This window comes from Lysobacter sp. Hz25 (assembly GCF_046097045.1).
Taxonomy (GTDB): Bacteria; Pseudomonadota; Gammaproteobacteria; order Xanthomonadales; family Xanthomonadaceae; genus Lysobacter; species Lysobacter antibioticus_B.
The window spans coordinates 5,265,917-5,285,157 of the sequence record NZ_CP175666.1; the positions used below are offsets into that span (position 1 = coordinate 5,265,917).

Sequence of the window (19,241 nt, forward strand, 5' to 3'; positions counted from 1 at the left end):
GCCGCGCTTTCCAACGCGCAGCCTTCAGGCGCCATGATCAGCCCCGAACTGCCCGCGCCGCCCTCGGGTCCGCGTGCGGCCCTGACCGCCGGCTGGGTCCGCGACGAAGCCGATCACGTCCGCCACCTGCTCGAACTGGCGCGCCTGCCGGCCGCCGACCGCGACGCCGCCCAGGTCACCGCGGCCGAACTGGTCAAGCGCGTGCGCGCCCGCGCCCAGGACCAGGGCGCGATCGAAGCCTTCATGCGCCAGTACGACCTCGGCAGCGAAGAAGGCGTCCTGCTGATGTGCGTGGCCGAAGCCCTGCTGCGCATTCCGGACCAGGAAACCGCCGACAAGCTGATCCGCGACAAGCTCGGCGAAGCCGACTGGAAGCGTCATCTGGGCCAATCGGACTCGGTGCTCGTCAACGCCTCCACCTGGGGCCTGATGCTGACCGGCAAGCTGGTCGACCTCAACGACGACACCAAGCGCGACGTCCATAACGCCTTCAAGCGCCTGGTCGGCCGCGTCGGCGAACCGGTGATCCGCCTCGCCGTGCGCCAGGCGATGCGCATCATGGGCCACCAGTTCGTCATGGGCCGCACCATCGGCGAAGCGCTGTCGCGTTCGAAGAAGGGCGACAACGCCAACTACCGTTATTCCTTCGACATGCTCGGCGAAGGCGCGCTGACCACCAAGGATGCCCTGCGCTACCTGCAGGCCTACCGCGACGCGATCCATGCGATCGGCAAGAGCGCGCAGTCGGGCGCTCAGTCCAACGACAAGGACGCCGTATTCGGCGCGCCGTCGATCTCGGTCAAGCTGTCGGCGCTGCATCCGCGCTACGAACACGCCAAGCGCGAACGCGTATTCGCCGAGCTGACTCCGCGCGTGCTCGAGCTGGCGCAGCTGGCGCGCAAGTACGGCATCGGCTTCACCATCGACGCCGAAGAAGCCGACCGCCTGGAGATGTCGCTCGACGTCATCGCCGCGGCCTACGCCGATGCCTCGCTCGACGGCTGGGAAGGCTACGGCCTGGCGATCCAGGCCTACCAGAAGCGCGCACCGGAAGCGATCGACTTCATCGCCGACCTGGCCCGTAAGACCGGCCGCCGCATTCCGGTGCGCCTGGTCAAGGGCGCCTACTGGGACAGCGAGGTCAAGCGCGCCCAGGTCGACGGACAGGCGGGCTATCCGGTGTTCACGCGCAAGCCGAACACCGACGTGTCCTACCTCGCCAACGCGCGCCGCATGCTCGAAGCCGGCGATGCGATCTACCCGATGTTCGCCACCCACAACGCCCAGACCATCGCGACGATCCACCAGCGCGCCAAGGCGATGGGCCGCGAGCGTCACTACGAGTTCCAGAAGCTGCACGGCATGGGCGACGACCTGTACGCCGAGGTCATTCCGTCGCACCGCCTCGACGTGCCCTGCCGCGTCTACGCACCGGTCGGTTCGCACGAAGACCTGCTGCCCTATCTGGTGCGCCGCCTGCTCGAGAACGGTGCCAACTCCAGCTTCGTCAACCGCATCACCGACGAGAGCATCGCGATCGACGAGTTGATCCAGGACCCGGTCGAGACCGTCGCCGCCTTCGCCAGCATTCCCCATCCGCGCATTCCGCTTCCGGCCGACCTGTATCGCAGTTTCGGCAATGACAGGACCAATTCCATGGGCGTCAATCTCGCCAACGACCAGCAACTGCAGACCCTCGCCGCCGAAGTCAACGCCGCCGTCGGCGACTGGCGCGCCGCACCGCTGGTGCCGGGCGCGACCGTCACTGGGCCGAACATCGCCGTGACCAACCCGGCCGACCGCCGCGAAACCGTCGGCCAGTGGCAGGCCGCCGACAGCGCCACCGTCGAGCTGGCGCTGAAGAACGCGGTCGCCGCGCAGGAAGCCTGGGACTCGACCCCGGCCGCCAGCCGCGCCGCGATCCTCGAACACGCCGCCGACCTGCTCGAACAGCGCATGCCGCAATACATCGCGCTGTGCACCAAGGAAGCCGGCAAGACCATCCCCGACGGCGTCGCCGAAGTGCGCGAGGCGGTCGACTTCCTGCGCTATTACGGCCAGCAGGCGCGCAAGCTGTTCGCGCCGGAAGCGCTGCCGGGCCCGACCGGCGAGTCCAACACCCTGCACCTGTCCGGCCGCGGCGTGTTCGTCTGCATCAGCCCGTGGAACTTCCCGCTGGCGATCTTCGCCGGCCAGATCTCGGCCGCACTCGCCGCCGGCAACAGCGTCATCGCCAAGCCGGCCGAGCAGACCAACCTGATCGGTTACTACGCGGTCAAGCTGCTGCACGAAGCCGGCGTGCCGGAAGCGGTGCTGCAGTTCCTGCCCGGCGACGGCGCCACCGTCGGCGCGGCGCTGACCCGCGACCCGCGCGTCGCCGGCGTCGCCTTCACCGGCTCGACAGATACCGCGCGCGCCATCAACCGCTCGCTGGCCGCGCGCGACGCCGCCATCGGCGTGCTGATCGCCGAGACCGGCGGCCAGAACGCGCTGATCGCCGACTCCTCCTCGCTGCCCGAGCAGTTGGTCAAGGACGCCATCGGTTCGGCCTTCACCTCGGCCGGCCAGCGCTGCTCGGCCGCGCGCGTGCTGTTCGTGCAGGAAGACATCGCCGACAAGGTCACCACGATGCTGGCCGGCGCCATGGCCGAGCTCAAGATCGGCAACCCCGGCCTGCTGTCGACCGACGTCGGCCCGGTGATCGACGAAGACGCGCTGAAGATGCTCGTCGAGCACGCCGCGCGCATGGACAAGGAAGCGGTGAAGATCGCCGAAGTCGCGGTCGACGCCGACAGCGCCCACGGCAGCTTCTTCGCACCGCGCGCCTACACCCTGAAGTCGCTCGACCAGTTGCACAAGGAAGTGTTCGGCCCGGTGCTGCACGTGATCCGCTGGAAGGCCGATCAGCTCGACGCGGTGATCGATGCGATCAACGCGACCGGCTACGGCCTGACCCTGGGCATCCACTCGCGCATCGACGAGACCATCGAGCGCATCAGCGCCCGGGTCAAGGTCGGCAATTGCTACGTCAACCGCAACCAGATCGGCGCAGTCGTCGGCGTGCAGCCCTTCGGCGGCCAGAACCTGTCCGGCACCGGCCCGAAGGCCGGTGGCCCGCACTACCTGCCGCGCTTCACCACCGAGAAGACCATCACCGTCAACACCACCGCGGCCGGCGGCAACGCCTCGCTGCTTACCTTGGGCGATTGATCGCGATGGCTTGACCCTTGGCCGCGCCGAGGCGCGGTCCTTCGAGCCAGGCAACGAATACGGCGCGCCCCTCGGGTCGCGCCGTATTCGTTTGGGGCGGTGCCGTCCGCCTTCACTGTAGGAGCGGCGTAAGCCGCGACCAACTAAAAAGGTGTACGTCAGCGTCGTGCCCGAAGCCTGGACTGACGGGTGACCCCGCAAAGCAACAGGCCGGACGACCGGGGCTTCGGTTGCTGCGCTTTCGAACACCTCTTCGGTTGGATCGCGGCTTGCGCCGCTCCTACCCCAAAGCCGTCGCTATCCGTGCCTGCGCCGCTCTGCGACGCCCATCGCACAACCGCTCACCCGCGGGCACACCGCGACCGAAGCCGCATGCAAGATAGGCGTCATCGCCCGCGGAGCTACGTCGATGTCCTGCAGATCCGTGTTGTCGGCCGCGTTGCTGTGCGCACTGACGGCCTGCGCTTCGCTCGCTCCGTTGCCGATCAAGCCGGGCGACCCCAGCGCCTGCGGCGACCGCCGGCTCGACCGGGTGCTGTTCGGCATGAACAGCCCCTCCGGCCCGGTTACCGACGGCCAGTGGCAGACCTTCCTCGCCGAAGTCGTCACCCCGCGCTTTCCCGAGGGTTTGACCATCTACCAGGCGCAAGGCCAGTGGCGCGGCGCCAGCGGCGAGATCGAACGCGAAGATTCGCGCGCCATCGATCTCGTCCACGCCGACAGCGCGGCCGGCCGCCAACGCGTGGTCGAGATCGCCGACGAATACAAACGCCGCTTCCAGCAGGAAGCGGTGCTGGTGATCAGCCTGCCGACGCGCGCCTGCTTCGCTCGGCAAGCCATCGGCGCAACCGAGGCATCGCCGGCCGGCTGAGCCGCGTATCCGGCGGACGCCCCGGTTGCCCGACCGTGCCTCGGTCGCGTCCGCATCTCAGCGCTTGAAGTCGGTCGGCTGCTCGAGCTGGTAGAAGGCGTCGCCGATGTCCTCGAACTTCGCCGACAACAGCGCATGGGCGTCGAGCACGCCGCGGTTGTAGAAATACGCGCCGATTTCGTCGGCGATGAAGTCGAGCATGAACTCGGCATCGAAACGGCCGATCGATTGCTTCAGCTCCTCGCTGAAATAGCGCTGCAGCTTGGCGACGATCAGCGCCTTTTCTTCGTTGGAGAATTTGATCTCGCTCATGCCTCGACAGGCTCCGCATCAGTGGGGTGGACACGCCGCCCAAGGCGACGCCCGCAGCGTCTGCCGCGACCCTAGAGATAGCAGGGATGGATCGCACTCGCTGCGCCGCGCGCTACGACGCAGGCATTCCGGACTCACGGCGTAACCGGGCCCTCGATGCGCGAACTCCAATCCTCGACCGCGCCGCGCGCGAGCCGCGCCTCGACCAGCTTGCGCCACGAAGGCACCAACGGCAGCGCCAGCGCGGCCTGCAGCTCCTCGCGATCCAGGGTGCGCGTATACAACATCGTGGCGATGCGTTGCAGGCTCCAGTCCGGCCACGCGCGTTCGACCAGGAGCAGCGCATCGCCGGCCTCGGCCTCGCCAGCTTCGAGCACGCGGTAATACCAGCCGGTGCGGCCGCTGGCCTGCACTCGTCGCGCCATGTCGGCGATCGCGAAACGGTCGTTGAGTTTCCAGCACGGCTGGCGCGCCTGGCTGACTTCCAGCAACACCGAGCCGCAACGAAACCGATCGCCGAGACAGACCTCGGCCTCGGTCAGGCCGCTGCTGCTGAGGTTCTCGCCGAACGCACCGGGGCGATCGAGCAGCGCATGCGGGCCGAGTTCCTCGCGCCAGGCGCGGTAGTGATCGTAGGGATAGTGATGTACGGCCTTGTCGGGGCCGCCATGGACGCGCCGGTCGCCCTGTTCGTCGCCTTCGAGGCCCGCCTCGCCGATGCGCACACGCCCCGCAAGCGGGGTCTTGGCGATCGCGCTCAGGCTGCCGGGCCGCGTATAGGGCCGGGCACGCCCGCACAGCAGCGTAGCGACGAGGATGCGACGGGAATCGGAAGAGACGTCAGCGCTCAATGAGGCGTCCTGTGCCGCGGCCTGCGGCGGGGCTGGGAGGCGCGGCGAGTGCCGCAAAGCCGCCACCCGGCTCTCGGGCGACGGTATGCGCAGGGATTTTCGCATAGGCGCCCGATCCCGGCATGCCGGATTCCAGCGCTGGCCGAGCCGGAAGCGAAAACCGCAGGCAAAAAAAAGCCCCGCCGAAGCGGGGCTTTGGTTTACTGCGATGACGCCTCGATCAGAACTTGTACTGAGCGGCGAGGCCGAACAGATCGGCGTGGCCCTTGTACGAACCCTGCAGGGTCGAACCGCTGCTGGAGACCGTGTTGATGGTCGGGCTGTCGATGGTGATGCGGGTATAGGCCGCATCCACGCTCAGGTGCTCGTTGGCGTTCCAGGTCAGGCCGATCGAATACAGGTTGCGATCGTTGTCGGGCAGACGCGGGGTGCGGGCGTGATCGTTGGTCGGGGTTTCGTCGATCGCGACGCCGCCGCGCAGGGTCAGCGAATCGCTGAGGTCGTACTCGGCGCCGAGCGCGTACATCATCGTGTCTTCCCAGCCGAAGGCTTCGCTGGTGACCGGCGTGCCGTTGGCGCGGACGATGTCGACCGACTGCAGCGAATGCCAATCGGTGGCCTGGATGTCGGCCATCATGCGGAACTGATCGGTGAACTCGTACTGCAGGCTCAGCGTGTCCACGCTCGGCGTGGTCAGCTTGGCGCCGCCCGGACCGCTGTTGTACTGGGTGATGCCGCGCGCGGCGAACAGCGCGGAGACATTGCCCGGCTTGGTGAAGTCGATCGTGCCTTCCAGCTCATGATCGATTTCCGAGCGGTGCGAGTAACCGATCGAGAACTTGTCGGTCGGACGGAAGTGGAAGCCCACCAGCCAGCCGATGCCGTAGTCGTCGCCCTTGACCTTGGCGAAACCGTCGTTCTTCTGCGGACCGAACGGTGCGGCGACCGGGTTCGGGGTCACGCACGCGGCGACGCTGACGCGGCAGATCGCCGAGCCGAAATCGACGGCGTTGGTCAGGGTGGCTTCGGCGCGTTCGTAGATCAGGCCGGCACCGACCGAGAAGCGGTCGGTCAGGGCGACCGCGGCCGAGAAGGTCAGGTCGATGGTCTTCACTTCGGACTCGACGGCGTTGTAGCGGCCGACCCAGTCCTTGTCGTATTCGGTCTTCAGGCCGAACGGCGCGCTGAGGCTGGCGCCGAGGGTCAGCTTCTCGAACGAACCGGTCAGCGGCACCACCAGCGACAGCGCCGGAACCGGCGTCGCGTCGCCCGGGTCGCCACCGTTGCCGCCGGTGAGCGGACGCGCCAGCGGGCTGCCGGCTGCGGCCGAACCGCCGCCGGTGAACTTGGCGGTCAGGTCGATGATGGTGATGTCGCTGCGGATCGTGGTGGAGTCCACGTTGACCATCGCCGCCGGGTTGTTCGATACGACGGCGGCGTCGTTCTTGGCCACGCCGCTACCGGCGAAGCTGCGGCCCTGGTTGCGGATGCTGTTTTCGCGGATCTGGAAGCCGGTCGCACCGGCCGAACCGACACTGATGACGCCGGCGATGCCGAGCGCGAGTGCGGTCAGGCGAGAGATGCGTTGTGAGGGTTGCATGCGTGTAGTCTCCGTTGGAGTATTTTTTGTCTAACACGGCCGTATACACGGTGCCGCGGGTTAGGCCCGGTTCCGCCGGAAACCCCTCCCGACGTACGACGCCGTATGCACTATAGCGCGGCCATTAACCGAACGCTAACAATACGCCCAAGGCCGCAAACCCGTACCGTACCGATGTCGCAAAGCCACGCCCCACGGACGTTTCCGCCATTCGCCCCCGTTCCGGGAGCCGGCCCGGCCGTGCCCGACGGACGGAGCTGAGGCCATGTTCGTCGCCATTCCCTCGCGTGAGCGGACCCGGCTGCGCTGGGCGACCCCGTTGCTGTTCGCCCTGCTCTGGCTGTGCTTCATCGTCTCGGCGGTGGTGCTGCCGGACCCGGAGCAACGCCGGCTCATGCTCGAATGGGGGGCGCTGTCGGGCGGCCTGTCGAGCCCGCTGGCCTGGTGGGAGGCGATCCGCGACGGCAGTGCGCTGCGCCTGTTCAGCGCCCTGTTCCTGCATGCCGACTGGGCCCACCTGCTCGGCAACCTGGTGTTCCTGCTGATCTTCGGGCTGCCGGCCGAACGCGCCATGGGGCCGTGGCGGCTGCTGGCCTTGTTCCTGTTCGGCGGCGCGGTCGCCAACCTGGCCGCGGTGATCGCCATCGGCACCCCCGACCGGCTGATCATCGGCGCCAGCGGCGCGGTCTCGGCCCTGATCGGCGCCTACCTGGCCCTGTTCCCGAACGCCAAACTCGGGGTGGTGGTGCCGCTGGGCCTGTTCCTGCAGTTCGTCAAAGTCCCGGCGCCGTTGCTGATCGGGGTCTGGGCCCTGCTGCAGGTGGTCTTCACCTTCATCGGCCCGGCCTTCGGCGCTGTGGCCTGGTCGGCGCATCTGGCCGGTTTCGCCTTCGGCGGCGCGTTCGCCTTGATCGCCCGCGCCGGCATCGCGCGAAGGCTGCGGCGCAAGCGGGGCTATTGATCAGGAGCCGGGAATCGGGAATGGGGATTCGGGATTCGTAAAAACAGAGCCCCACGGCCGACCTACGATGGCACCGGCAACGCCGTCGCCGCTCTTACGATTCTCGATTCTCGATTCCCCATTCCCGTCCTGCGGTCCTCGATCACTCTTGAATCGCAGCCCGCCGGCCCCACGCTAACCACAGGCAGCTGCATTGCCGCTCCTACGATTCCCGAATCCCCATTCCCGATTCCCGGCTCCACAATGGCCACCCTCTACAAAGTCACCTTCCTCAACGCCGGCAAGATCTACGAGCTGTACGCGCGCAAGATCGCCTCGGGCAATCTGTGGGGGTTCACCGAGGTCAGCGAGTTGGTCTTCGACCTGCACGAAGGCTTGGTGGTCGACCCGACCGAGGAGCGTCTGCGCGATGAATTCGGCAGCACCCGCGTGCTGCACCTGCCGATGCAGAGCATCGTGCGGATCGAGGAAGTCGAGCGCAAAGGCCAGTCGGCGATCCGCGACGCCACTACCGGCGAGAAAGTGGTGACGCCGTTCCCGCTACCGGCCAAACCACGCTGAGCGCGGCCCGGCGAACCTCGGCAACGGTTTGCAGCGATACGAGAAGCGATACGAGAAAAGAACCCGGCCAGCGGCCGGGTTTTTCGTTTGTGCGTGGCCTGGCCCGCGCCGCGATCGGCGACGCCTGCGTCAGCGACGCACGCCGGCGTCGGCCGCGGTCGCGACCGGTTTCTTGAGCTCGGCCAAGGCCGAAGCGATCGGCGCATCGCCTTCGAGCACTTCGCCGGCGTTGGTGCCGGGCGCGTCCTCTTCGTCGCCATGCAGGTGGCCGGGCAAGGTCGCCTCGCTGTAGTAGCTCGGGCGCTTGTCGTCTTCGCTCTTGGCCGCGCGCAGCAGCACGTCGGGGATGATGCCCAGGGCCTGGATCGACTTGCCGCTCGGGGTGTAATAACGCGCGGTGGTCAGCTTGACCGAGTCGCCGTTGTCGAGCGGCAGCACGGTCTGCACCGAGCCCTTGCCGAAGGTGCGGCTGCCGACCACGCGCGCGCGGCCGTTGTCGCGCAAGGCGCCGGCCAACACTTCCGAGGCGCTGGCCGAGCCGGCATCGACCAGGACCACCACAGGCGCGCCGTCGAGACGATCGCCCGGGGTCGCGCCGAACTCGGCGTCGCTGATCGCGATGCGCCCGCGGGTGCTGACGATCTTGCCCTTCTCGAGCAGGTCGTCGGCGATCTGCACCGCCGAGGTCAACAGGCCGCCGGGGTTGCTGCGCAGGTCGATCACCAGGCCGCGCAGCTTGCCGCCGGCCTGGGTCTTGAGCTTCTCCAACTGGCTTTCGAAATCGGCCGCGGTGTCGGCCTGGAACGCGCTGACCCGCACATAGCCGTAGCCGGGTTCGAGCATGCGGCCCTTGACGCTGGCGACGCGAATGGTCTCGCGCGCCACGGTGACATCGAAGGGTTTGTCGCGGCCTTCGCGCACGATGGTCAACACGACTTTGCTGCCGGGCGGGCCGCGCAGGGGGCCGGAGCTGTCGCCTTCGTCGACTTTGAACGGCTTGCCGTCGATCGCGGTGATCAGGTCGCCGGCCTTGATGCCGGCGCGCGCGGCCGGCGTGTCGTCGATCGGCGAGATCACCCGCAGGCTGCCGTCGGGCTGGCGCTGCAGTTCCACGCCGATGCCGTCGTAGGCGCCGCGCGACTGCTCGTCGAAATCCTCGGCCGCGACCTTGTCGAGATAGACGCTGTGCGGATCGAGATCGAACAACAGGCCACGGATCGCCGAATGCATCAGCTTGGCGTCGTCGACCGGTTCGACATAGGCCTGCTTGACCGCGTTGTAGACCGCGACGTAGCGACGGATTTCCTCGATCGGCACCTTCGAATCGCCGGCGTCGTCGCCCTTCTTGGCCTTGGCGGCGGCGGGTTTGTCGGCGGGTTTGTCGGCGGGTTTGTCCTGGACGGGCTTGTCCTGCGCCGGGGTTGGCTCGGAGGCTTTCTGCCCGGGCGCGTCCTTGGCCGGCGCATCCTTGCTCGGCGCCTGCGCCGGCGGAACCGCCTGGTCCTTGGCCGGTGCTGCATCCGGGGTCGGCGGCGGCGCAGCGGGTTCGTCCGCGGCCGGTTGTTCGGCGGCGTGCTTGTCGGAAGCCTGCTTGTCGGGGGCTTGCTTGTCGGAAGCCGGTGTCTCGGGCGCCTGCTGCACCGGTGGCTGCTGCGCAGGCGTTACCTGCGACAAGGCCGGAGCGGCGCCGAACGCGAGTGCGAGCGGAAGCAGACTACGCAAAGGATGACGCAGGGACATGCACGAAGCTCCGAGACAGGTACCGGTTGGACCGCGGCAGGCGGCCCGGGTTCGACCGGCTATCTGCGCACGTTAATCGGCGCGTTTGCAAGCTTTTGTTAAATGCGCGATCAGCGTCGCAACCAGGTGTTCGGATTGACCGGTTGGCCGCCGCGGCGCAGCTCGAAATACAGGGCCGGGCGGCCATGTCCGCCGGAGCTGCCGACCGTGGCGACGCCCTCGCCTTTCCTGACCGCGGCGCCGGCGTCCTTGAGCAGGGCGTCGTTGTTCGCGTACAGGCTCATGTAGCCGTTGCCGTGGTCGATGATCAGCAGCAGGCCGTAACCGGTCATCCACTCCGAATAGACCACGGTGCCGTCGCTGACCGCCTTGACCGTGCTGCCGGCGGCGGCGCCGATCAACAGGCCCTCGCTGCTGCGGCCATCGGGCATGGTGCCGCCGAACCCGGCCAGCAAGGCGCCCGACACCGGCCAGCCCAAGCCGCCGACCTGCGGCGGCGGCGCACTGGCGACCGCAACCGGCGGCTTGCGCGGCGTGGTCGTGCGCGCGGGCTTGCCCGAGGCCGCCGCGGTGGCCGCGGCTTTCGCCTCGCGCGCTACGCGTTCGGCCTTGGCCTTGGCGGCGGCGCGGCGTTGCGCTTCGGCGCGGGCGGCCGCCGCGCGCAGTTTCGCCAGCAATTGCTCCAGGCCTTTCGCATCGCGGCCGAGCTCGCGCTCGCGGGTGCTGCGGTCTTCGTATTTCTCGTTGATCTGCGCGACCAGCGCGGCACGCGCCTTGCGGTCCTTCTCGAGCTGGCCGAGCTGGCTGCGCTGCTGCTTGCGAGTGCTGTCGAGGGTGACGCGGCGCTCGACGATCTCGCGCTCGATCGCATCGAGTTCGCGCAGTTGCGTGCCGAGCTCGGCGATGCGGCGTGCGCGGTCGCGCTGGACGTAACCGTGGTAGGTCAGGATGCGGCCGCTGTCGGCGACCTTGTCCTGCGACAGCAACAACTTCAACGGCGCGTCGTTGCCCTGCGCGTAAGCCGCGCGCAGCAGGCGCGCGAGCTCCTGGCGCTGCGAGCCGAGCTTGCCGTTGAGCTCATCGCGACGCGTCTGCAGATCCTTCAACGCGGCCTGCTCGCGCGCCAAGCGCGTTTCGGTCTCGCGCAGAGCGCGGTTGGAATGGCCGACCTGTTCGTCGGCGGCGCGCAGTCGCTGCGAAGCGTCGCCGCGCTGGCCTTCGAGTTGGCGACGCTCGGCGGCGACCGACTTCAACTCGGTCTTGATCTTCTCGAGCTTGCGTTCGGTCTCGCGGCTGCTGTTCTGCGCCGCCGCCAGCGCGGCCGATGCAGGCACGAGCAGCGACGCCGCTGCCAACGCGAGCGTCGCCAGCGCCGGTAAACCCCACGCGCGCAGATTGGGCATCAGCGCTCCAGCAGGCTCTGCCCGGTCATTTCGGCCGGTTGCGCCAGGCCGAGCAGGTCGAGCATGGTCGGGGCGACGTCGCGCAGGGCGCCGCCGCTGCGCAACGCGGTCTTGCGCGAGCCGAGATACACGAACGGCACCGGTCCGACCGTGTGCGCGGTGTGCGGCTGTCCGGTTTCCGGGTCGCGCATCATTTCCAGGTTGCCATGGTCGGCAGTGATCAACAGGGCACCGCCGACCTCGCGTACTGCCGCGGCGACCGCGCCGATGGCCTGGTCGACCGCTTCGGCGGCCTTGATCGCCGCACCGAGATCGCCGGTGTGGCCGACCATGTCGGGATTGGCGATGTTGCACACCGCCACGTCGATGGCGCCGGAGCGGATCGATGCGACCAGCTTCTCGGTCAGCTCGGGGCAGCTCATTTCCGGCTGCAGGTCGTAGGTCGCGACCTTCGGGCTCGGGATCAGGATGCGGCTTTCGCCGGCATACGGTTCTTCGCGGCCGCCGCTGAAGAAGAACGTCACGTGCGCGTACTTCTCGGTCTCGGCGATGCGCAACTGGGTGAGGCCGGCCGCGGCCAGCAGTTCGCCGAGCGTGTTGTGCAGGTCGTCGGGGCCGAACGCGACCGGCGCCGGCAGTTTGGCGTCGTACTCGGTCAGACAGACGAAGCGCGACAGCTTCGGCCGGCGCGCCTCGTAACCGGAGAATGCCGGATCGACGAAGGCCGCGGTCAGCTGGCGTGCGCGGTCGGCGCGGAAATTCATGAACACGACCGCATCGCCGTCGGCCATCGCCGCGCTTGCGCCGGCTTCATCGGTACCGATCACCGTGGGAGCAACGAACTCGTCGGTCTCGCCGCGTGCATAAGCGGCCTCGAGGCCTGCGAGCGCGCTCGCCGCGCGATGCTCGCCGGCGGCGTCGACGATCGCGTTCCAGGCGCGCAGTTGCCGGTCCCAGCGTTGATCGCGATCCATCGCGTAGTAGCGGCCGCTGATCGAGGCGATGTGCGCATTGCCGACGCGCTCGCACACCTGCTGCAGGCGTTCCAGGCTCGGCGCGGCCGACTTCGGCGGCATGTCGCGGCCGTCGAGGAAGGCATGCACGGCGACCCGGGCCACGCCTTCGCGGCGGGCCAGTTCGAGCATGGCGAAGATGTGCTGCTCGTGGCTGTGCACGCCGCCCGGCGAGAGCAGGCCCATCACGTGCAGGGCGGCGCCGTTCGCCTTGGCCGCGGCGCAGGCCGCGCGCAGCTCTTCGTTGGCGTAGAAGCTGCCGTCCTCGATCGCCGCATCGACGCGGGTCAGGTCCTGGTAGACGATGCGGCCGGCGCCGAGATTCATGTGGCCGACTTCGGAATTGCCCATCTGCCCGTCCGGCAGGCCGACGTGACGGCCCTCGGTGTGGATCAGGGTGTGCGGCTCGCTCGCAAGCAGGGCGTGCCAGTTCGGCAGGGTCGCCTGGGCCAGGGCATTGTCGGCGGGATCGTCGCGATGGCCCCAACCGTCCAGGATCAACAACACTACGGGCTTGGGGCGGGAATGCGCTGACACGTCGGAAGTTCCTATGACTTGGGGCAGGGGCCGCCACGGGCGGGTCCTGCGATTGTAGCGAAGCAGGGCATGAAGCCCCGTACAACCGCCGCGCGGCGGCGGACCGGGCCCGGCCCGGCTCGAAGCGGCGCCGGCAAGTGCTTGATCCTCAACGCCCGGCGGCGGCCGATGCAGGATTTCTTTACCCGCACGTAAACCGTTTGCGCATTGCCCGCATCTCAGTCCCTGTCCACCAAACAACGGAACACGCCATGACGAGCCCCCGCCTCACTCTCAGCCTCTCGGTCCTGATCGCTCTGTCTTCGCCGCTGGCGTTCGCTGCCGAAGGCATCAGCAAGGTCAACGGCAGCATCACCGTCGGCTCCGGCGAAAGCCAAGGCACGCTAGAAACCGTCAACGGCAGCATCAAGATCGGCGACAACGCCCGCGTCGCCGACGCCGAAACCGTCAACGGCAGCATCAGCGTCGGCTCACGCAGCCAGACCGGCAGCCTGGAGACCGTCAACGGCAGTATCCGCGTCGGCAGCAACGTCACCGCCAGCGCCGGCCTGGAAACGGTCAACGGCGGCATCTTCGTCGACCGCGGCGGCACCGTGCGCGGCGACATCGAGACCGTCAACGGCGCGATCGGCCTGGTCGACACCGACGTGAGCGGCGGCATCGAAACCGTCAACGGCGACGTCACCGTCGGGGTCGACTCGCACGTCAGCGGCGGCATCCACTACGTCAAGCCCAGCGGCATCGGCATCAAGCTCAAGCCGCGCAACCCGCGCGTGGTGATCGGCCCGAACGCGCGCGTCGACGGCCCGCTGGTGTTCGAACGCGAAGTCACCCTGTACGTGCACGCCACCGCCAAGACCGGCGCGATCCGCGGCGCCACCGCGATCGCCTACAACACGCCCAAGCCGCCGGCCGAGTAAGCCGTCGATCCGACCGGCCCGGTCCGCTGAACGGGCCGGGCCGGGGTGTGCAGGCGGGAACCGCCCCCGCCAGTGGCCACGCACGGGACAACGCCACCTCAAAGTTGCCCCTAGAATGGACCTCCCCCACTCCCCGGCCCACCGGCCGCTCCTGGAGGTCTGATGTCCCGTACCCCGCTCCTCACCGCCACCTCGCTGGTGGCCGCCGCCTTGGTGTTGTCGGCCTGCAACAAGCCGGCCGAAACACCGGACGCGAAGGCTCCGGCCGATGCCCCGGCGGCGACGCCCGGCACCGCCGCCGATCACGCCTTCGACGGCGCGATCAACGCCGCCGACTTCGCCCAGCACGTCAAGGTCCTGGCCTCCGACGAATTCGAGGGCCGCGCGCCCGGCAGCGCCGGCGAAGAAAAGACCGTCCAGTACCTGGAAGCGCAGTTCAAGCGCCTCGGCCTGAAGCCCGGCAACGGCGACAGCTATTTCCAGACCGTGCCGATGGTCGAGACCACCGCCGACGAGGCCACCTCGCTCAAGCTCGAGGTCAAGGGCCAACCGCGCGAACTCAAGTTCGGCAGCGACATGGTCGTCGGCACGCGTACCGGCCAGGCCGAGGTCAAGCTCGACGCCAGCGACTTGGTCTTCGTCGGCTACGGCGTCAACGCGCCCGAGCAGAAGTGGAACGATTACGCCGGCGTCGACGTCAAGGGCAAGACCGTGGTGATCCTGGTCAACGACCCGGGTTTCCACAGCCAGGACGCGACCTTGTTCGAAGGCCGGCGCATGACCTATTACGGCCGCTGGACCTACAAATTCGAAGAAGCCGCCCGCCAGGGCGCCGCCGCCGCGCTGATCGTCCACGACGATGCCGGCGCCTCCTACGGTTGGGACGTGGTCAAGAATTCCTGGTCCGGCGCGCAGTTCGACCTGCCGGCCAAGGACGATCCGGAACCGCGCCTGCCGGTGCAGGGCTGGATCACCGGCGACAGCGCACGCAAGCTGCTCGGCGATCTCGGCCAGAACCTCGACGAGCTGTACAAGGCGGCCGGCAAGCGCGGCTTCAAGGCGATCGCGCTGCAGGCCAAGGCCTCGGTCGACCTGAAGAGCAAGATCAGCGAGAAGTCCTCGCGCAACGTGATCGCGCGCCTCGACGGCGCCAAGCGACCCGACGAAGCCATCGTCTATATGGCGCACTGGGATCACCTCGGCAACCACACCGGCGAAGGCGGCCACGAAGGCCACGGCGCCGGCGACGGCAAGGCCGGCGGCGCCGACACGATCTACAACGGCGCGATCGACAACGCCTCCGGCGTGGCCGGCATCCTCGAGATCGCCGAAGCTTTCAGCAAGCAAACGCCGCCGCCGGACCGTTCGCTGCTGTTCGTCTCGGTGACGCTGGAAGAGTCGGGCTTGCTCGGTTCCAAGTACTACGTCGCCCACCCGACCGTCCCGCTCAACAAGACCGTCGCGGTGATCAATCTCGACGCCATGCCGATTATCGGCAAGGCCAAGGACTTCACCGTGGTCGGCTACGGCAGCTCCGAGCTCGAAGACATCCTCAAGGCCATCGCCGACGGCCAGGGCCGCGTGCTGCACGCCGAAGCCACCCCGCAGGACGGCTTCTACTTCCGCTCCGATCACTTCAACTTCGCCAAGGCCGGCGTGCCCGCGCTGTACGCCAAGGGCGGCGACGATCTGCTCGAAGGCGGTACCGAAGCCGGACAGAAGGCCCAGGTCGACTATCGCGACCACCGTTATCACAAGCCCGCCGACCAGTTCGACCCGAACTGGAAGCTCGACGGTGTGGTCCAGGATCTCGATGCGCTGTACGGCGTCGGCAAGGTCCTGGCCGGCAACGAGCAGTGGCCAAACTGGTACGAAGGCAATGCCTTCCGCGCGGCGCACGATAAGTTGATGGCCGCTCCGGCCAAGTAATGCGCTCGGGTAGCGGCCAGGCATCGGCTACTCACCCGCGACCGTACAGCGAACCGACGACGGCGCCCCTGGGCGCCGTCGTTTTTTCCGCTAGGCTTTGCAAGCCGCTCTCCGCGGTCTCGAAGGAACGCGCATGTCCATGACCGTCGCCTATTGGTGCCTGCTGATCGCCGCGTTGTTGCCCTATGCCTGGGCCGCCCTCGCCAAGGGCAGCGGCCAGCGCTACGACAACCGCGATCCCCGCGCCTGGCAGACCCGTCAGGACAATCCGCGCAGCAATGCCGCGTATGCCGCGCACCTCAACGCTTTCGAGGCCTTCGCACCGTTCGCGGCCGGCGTGCTCGGCGCACAGATGACCGGCGTCGATACCGGCATCATCGCCGGCCTGTCCGTCGTCTTCATCGTCTGTCGCGTCTTGCACGGCGTGTTCTATCTGACCCGCAAAGCCTCCTTGCGCAGCCTGGCCTGGGCAATCGGGTTCGGCTGCGTGGTCGCCTTGCTCGTGCAGGCTGCCCTGGCTGCGGTTTGATCGACCACGGCAAGCTCGTTCGCTCTCGTCTTCCAGAGTCAGGCATGAACCCCGCACCGAGTTCCGAGCATCAGGATTTCGTCGACGCCCTGCGTCGCGATGGCTTCCGTTTCGTCGCCGGCGAAGACATGCGCACGCATCTGCAGCGGCACGGCTCCTTACAGGATTGGGCCGCCTTCGCCGACAGCTGGAACGACCTGGCGCCGGACACCTACCTCGCCAGCGTCGGCCGCCATCGCCGCCGCCGCCATGCCGTGTTTCGGGCCGATCGCGGCGGCGCCATCGCGCGCCAGCCGCATCAACCGCACTACCAAAGCCTGAATTACAACGCCTTGCAGGGCGACATCGAACGCTGGTTCGAACCGGTTCGCGACGAGGTCGCCAGCGGCGCCACCTTGGCGACCGTGCTCGGTTTCTGCCGCGACTTCTTCGGCCTGCTGGCGCCGCAGGTGCCGAGTTGGCACATCGAACTGCACCAGTTCCGCATCGAGGCCCGCAGCGACGAGGAAGGCCAGCCCACGCCCGAAGGCGTGCACCGCGACGGCGTGGATTACGTGCTGGTATTGCTGATCGATCGCCACAACATCGTCAGCGGCACGACCACCATCCATACCGCCGACGGCAGCCTGCTCGGCAGTTTCACCCTGACCGCCCCGCTCGACGCCGCCCTGGTCGACGATGCCCGCGTCTTCCACGGCGTGACTGCGGTGACCCCGCAGGACCCGACGCGCGAAGCGCACCGCGATGTGTTGGTGGTGACGTTCCGGGCGGTAAATGCCCGTTGACGGGCGGCGACCGTGATCCGAATCCTGCCGAAAGTGCGCAGCAGGATTCGGATCGGTCAGCGGTTATCTAGACGAATCAGAATCAGCGATTGCCTCCCGATTCAAACCAATTGAGGCCGTCGGACATGAATTCGATGGTCCGATATGCGGGCACCGTGACGCTGGCGGCGCCGCCCTTGAGCTGCAATACACCGTTGCCGGTGAAGGTCACACCGTTCAAACCGGCCTGAATGGTCACTCGCCGCCCCGGATTTCGCGGTACCAGGTCCTGAATCGCCGTCCCGCCGATCACCTGATAGAACTCTGCGCCATAGTTGAGTTGCACCTGCGCAGCTGCCGTCATGTAAACGGCGGCGTCGCTACGGATGCCGGTAATCGACGGGCCTTCCCGATAGTCGGCGCCCTCGACATAAGGCGAGGCCGGCGCGTCCTTGAGAGTTATACCGCTGATAACACAACGAGCCGGGCCACCCGGCTGCTTCTGGATAAGGATCGCCGGACCGGTGAACTGACGGATCCGACACCCAGTGATCAATGTGTCGCTCGCGCCCGGCCCGAGGACGATGCCGTTGACGGTACTGGTCAAGTCTCCGGTGATATCGCAATTCTTGATCGAATTGGCAGGACCATGAACGATGAGTCCGCAGTAATCGGCCTTCAGCCCGTTAATTTCACAGGAGCTCGCGCCCGCTCCCAGTTCCACCCCTGCGCCGTTGCCGAGGATGCCGCCGACCCAGCCACCGACGATCTGCACGGCCTGCCCTTTATTGACGACGATGCCGCGACTGCCGCTGTTACCGCCTTCGATGTTGACGTTGACGATAAAGAAATTGGTGCCGTCCTGCGTCACCGGGTCGGCATCGATGTAGAACGCCGGCTTATAGAGAGCCTGCATGAGGATCAGGTCGTTGACGAACATGCCACCGGTATGGGGACCGAAATAGACTTGATATCCGGTGCAGGCATAGATACGCGTCGACTCGATACGCACGTCGACGGTCCGGTAAGGATTCGGACTCGAGCCGTGTGCCGAGCCGGAGCTATGGATGCCATCTGCCCGAAAGTAGCGCAGGCGGCAATGGCGAATGAATCCATCCGAGGCCCGGAATAGCGTCATTCCCCGGAACAGGCAAGCCTGGGAACCGTAACGAGCGTAGAAATCGCAGTTGCGCACGTCGAAAAACGCGCAAAAGTTGAGGAAGATGCACGACCCGGTCGTGGACGGCCCCGCGTTGGCACCGGGCACGAACGTAAAACCGTCGATCACGGTATGCAGACTGCTGAGCATCCCGGACTCAGTACCGTTACCGATCACGATGTGGTCGCGATCGGCAACATCCATCACCAGTTGCACGCCGCCCTGCGCGCCGCGCAACACCACGCCACGCACGATATGGAGCGCGGCGGTCAGACGATAGCTGCGGCGCGTCGCCCAAATCTCTCGGCCCGGATTATCGGTAATAGCCGCCTGGATCGCCGCGGTGTCGTCCGCGACACCATCGCCTACCGCGCCGTAATCTTCGAATGTCACGTAATCGTCCGTCGCCAGCGGCGCGCTCGCCGCGGATGTCGGTATTGCGCTCGCTGCAGCTGCCGCAGTCATGGCCAACGGCACGCTCATGAATTGACGCCTTTGCATGTGCTTTTTCCTTTGCAGATCTGGCTGAGTCCGGCGGGCCGGCAATACATAATGCATCTATCGAATCCCGGAGGTTGCGCCGGCTGAACGAATGATCGCTGCTAATCGATTGTGCGGTTCGATTGCCCTATTGATTGCGCGAATATGCTTCGCGGCTCATTAAAAAATCTCGCGAGATATATCTGCGTAGTGGTTCGAAGTCAGCAATGCGAAGCCGCGAATGTCGGCAAGGCTGAGCGTAGCCGTAGCCGTAGCCGTAGCCGTAGCCGTAGCCGTAGCCGTAGCCAAGATTTTGATCTGCTTTGGCGCTTTGCCGGTCAAGTGGAGACCCGAAGGGCGGCGCACAGGACGTGCGCCGTTTTTCGATAAGACAGGGACGT

Annotated in this window: 16 protein-coding genes; 8 read left to right on the forward strand and 8 right to left on the reverse strand. The window is 67.2% G+C overall.

Going from position 1 to position 19,241, the window contains the following annotated elements:
* Nucleotides 1-33 precede the first annotated feature (33 nt).
* Together putA and ACKN61_RS21790 are read left to right on the forward strand one after the other, a co-directional pair.
* Nucleotides 34-3,210: a bifunctional proline dehydrogenase/L-glutamate gamma-semialdehyde dehydrogenase PutA gene (gene putA / locus ACKN61_RS21785; RefSeq protein WP_408953889.1), complete on the forward strand. Its 3,177-nt coding sequence runs from the start codon at nucleotides 34-36 to the stop codon at nucleotides 3,208-3,210.
* A gap of 409 nt (nucleotides 3,211-3,619) precedes the next feature.
* Nucleotides 3,620-4,081 (forward strand): DUF3574 domain-containing protein, encoded by a 462-nt coding sequence (locus ACKN61_RS21790; protein WP_408951203.1) that lies wholly within the window; start codon nucleotides 3,620-3,622, stop codon nucleotides 4,079-4,081.
* Between the two features lie 57 nt (nucleotides 4,082-4,138).
* On the opposite strand, the gene ACKN61_RS21795 is transcribed toward ACKN61_RS21790, so the two are convergent.
* The 3 genes from ACKN61_RS21795 to ACKN61_RS21805 form a co-directional block, all read right to left on the reverse strand.
* Complete coding sequence (locus ACKN61_RS21795) at nucleotides 4,139-4,393, reverse strand: DUF2164 domain-containing protein (protein WP_057919360.1); 255 nt, start codon at nucleotides 4,391-4,393, stop codon at nucleotides 4,139-4,141.
* 134 nt (nucleotides 4,394-4,527) lie between these two features.
* Entirely contained in the window at nucleotides 4,528-5,244 is a 717-nt protein-coding gene (locus ACKN61_RS21800) for an MOSC domain-containing protein (protein ID WP_408951204.1), read from the reverse strand.
* A gap of 220 nt (nucleotides 5,245-5,464) precedes the next feature.
* Entirely contained in the window at nucleotides 5,465-6,844 is a 1,380-nt protein-coding gene (locus ACKN61_RS21805; protein ID WP_223621492.1) for an OmpP1/FadL family transporter, read from the reverse strand.
* A gap of 265 nt (nucleotides 6,845-7,109) precedes the next feature.
* Between ACKN61_RS21805 and ACKN61_RS21810 the strand changes: the two genes are divergently transcribed.
* Together ACKN61_RS21810 and ACKN61_RS21815 are read left to right on the forward strand one after the other, a co-directional pair.
* Complete coding sequence (locus ACKN61_RS21810; protein WP_031371310.1) at nucleotides 7,110-7,805, forward strand: rhomboid family intramembrane serine protease; 696 nt, start codon at nucleotides 7,110-7,112, stop codon at nucleotides 7,803-7,805.
* A 243-nt stretch (nucleotides 7,806-8,048) separates the two neighbouring features.
* Nucleotides 8,049-8,366 (forward strand): DUF1820 family protein, encoded by a 318-nt coding sequence (locus ACKN61_RS21815; RefSeq protein WP_031371311.1) that lies wholly within the window; start codon nucleotides 8,049-8,051, stop codon nucleotides 8,364-8,366.
* Nucleotides 8,367-8,495: 129 nt separating this feature from the next.
* Here the strand turns inward: ACKN61_RS21815 and ACKN61_RS21820 are convergent, their stop codons facing one another.
* The 3 genes from ACKN61_RS21820 to gpmI form a co-directional block, all read right to left on the reverse strand.
* The gene (locus tag ACKN61_RS21820) at nucleotides 8,496-10,106 is read right to left on the reverse strand and encodes a S41 family peptidase (RefSeq protein ID WP_408951205.1); all 1,611 of its coding nucleotides are present in this window, start codon (nucleotides 10,104-10,106) and stop codon (nucleotides 8,496-8,498) included.
* A 110-nt stretch (nucleotides 10,107-10,216) separates the two neighbouring features.
* On the reverse strand, nucleotides 10,217-11,509 hold the full coding sequence (locus ACKN61_RS21825; RefSeq protein WP_408951206.1) for a murein hydrolase activator EnvC family protein: 1,293 nt from the start codon (nucleotides 11,507-11,509) through the stop codon (nucleotides 10,217-10,219).
* Nucleotides 11,509-13,059 (reverse strand): 2,3-bisphosphoglycerate-independent phosphoglycerate mutase, encoded by a 1,551-nt coding sequence (gene gpmI, locus ACKN61_RS21830; protein WP_408951207.1) that lies wholly within the window; start codon nucleotides 13,057-13,059, stop codon nucleotides 11,509-11,511. Before gpmI ends, ACKN61_RS21825 begins: the two co-directional genes overlap by 1 nt.
* 251 nt (nucleotides 13,060-13,310) lie before the next feature.
* Here gpmI and ACKN61_RS21835 point away from each other — a divergent pair, with 251 nt between their 5' ends.
* The 4 genes from ACKN61_RS21835 (at nucleotide 13,311) to ACKN61_RS21850 (ending at nucleotide 17,222) form a co-directional block, all read left to right on the forward strand.
* Nucleotides 13,311-13,979, forward strand: a complete 669-nt coding sequence (locus ACKN61_RS21835; RefSeq protein ID WP_408951208.1) for a hypothetical protein — start codon at nucleotides 13,311-13,313, stop codon at nucleotides 13,977-13,979.
* A gap of 162 nt (nucleotides 13,980-14,141) precedes the next feature.
* Nucleotides 14,142-15,908, forward strand: coding sequence for a M28 family metallopeptidase (locus tag ACKN61_RS21840; protein ID WP_408951209.1), 1,767 nt, complete (start codon nucleotides 14,142-14,144; stop codon nucleotides 15,906-15,908).
* 133 nt (nucleotides 15,909-16,041) lie between these two features.
* Nucleotides 16,042-16,437 carry an MAPEG family protein gene (locus ACKN61_RS21845; RefSeq protein ID WP_408951210.1) on the forward strand — a complete coding sequence of 132 codons (396 nt, stop codon included), beginning with the start codon at nucleotides 16,042-16,044 and terminating at the stop codon, nucleotides 16,435-16,437.
* Nucleotides 16,438-16,481: 44 nt separating this feature from the next.
* The gene (locus tag ACKN61_RS21850; protein WP_408951211.1) at nucleotides 16,482-17,222 is read left to right on the forward strand and encodes a 2OG-Fe dioxygenase family protein; all 741 of its coding nucleotides are present in this window, start codon (nucleotides 16,482-16,484) and stop codon (nucleotides 17,220-17,222) included.
* Nucleotides 17,223-17,304: 82 nt separating this feature from the next.
* On the opposite strand, the gene ACKN61_RS21855 is transcribed toward ACKN61_RS21850, so the two are convergent.
* Together ACKN61_RS21855 and ACKN61_RS21860 are read right to left on the reverse strand one after the other, a co-directional pair.
* The gene (locus tag ACKN61_RS21855) at nucleotides 17,305-18,918 is read right to left on the reverse strand and encodes a glycosyl hydrolase family 28-related protein (protein ID WP_408951212.1); all 1,614 of its coding nucleotides are present in this window, start codon (nucleotides 18,916-18,918) and stop codon (nucleotides 17,305-17,307) included.
* Nucleotides 18,919-18,988: 70 nt separating this feature from the next.
* The coding region (locus ACKN61_RS21860; RefSeq protein ID WP_408951213.1) for a hypothetical protein at nucleotides 18,989-19,241 on the reverse strand (253 nt) is incomplete at its 5' end.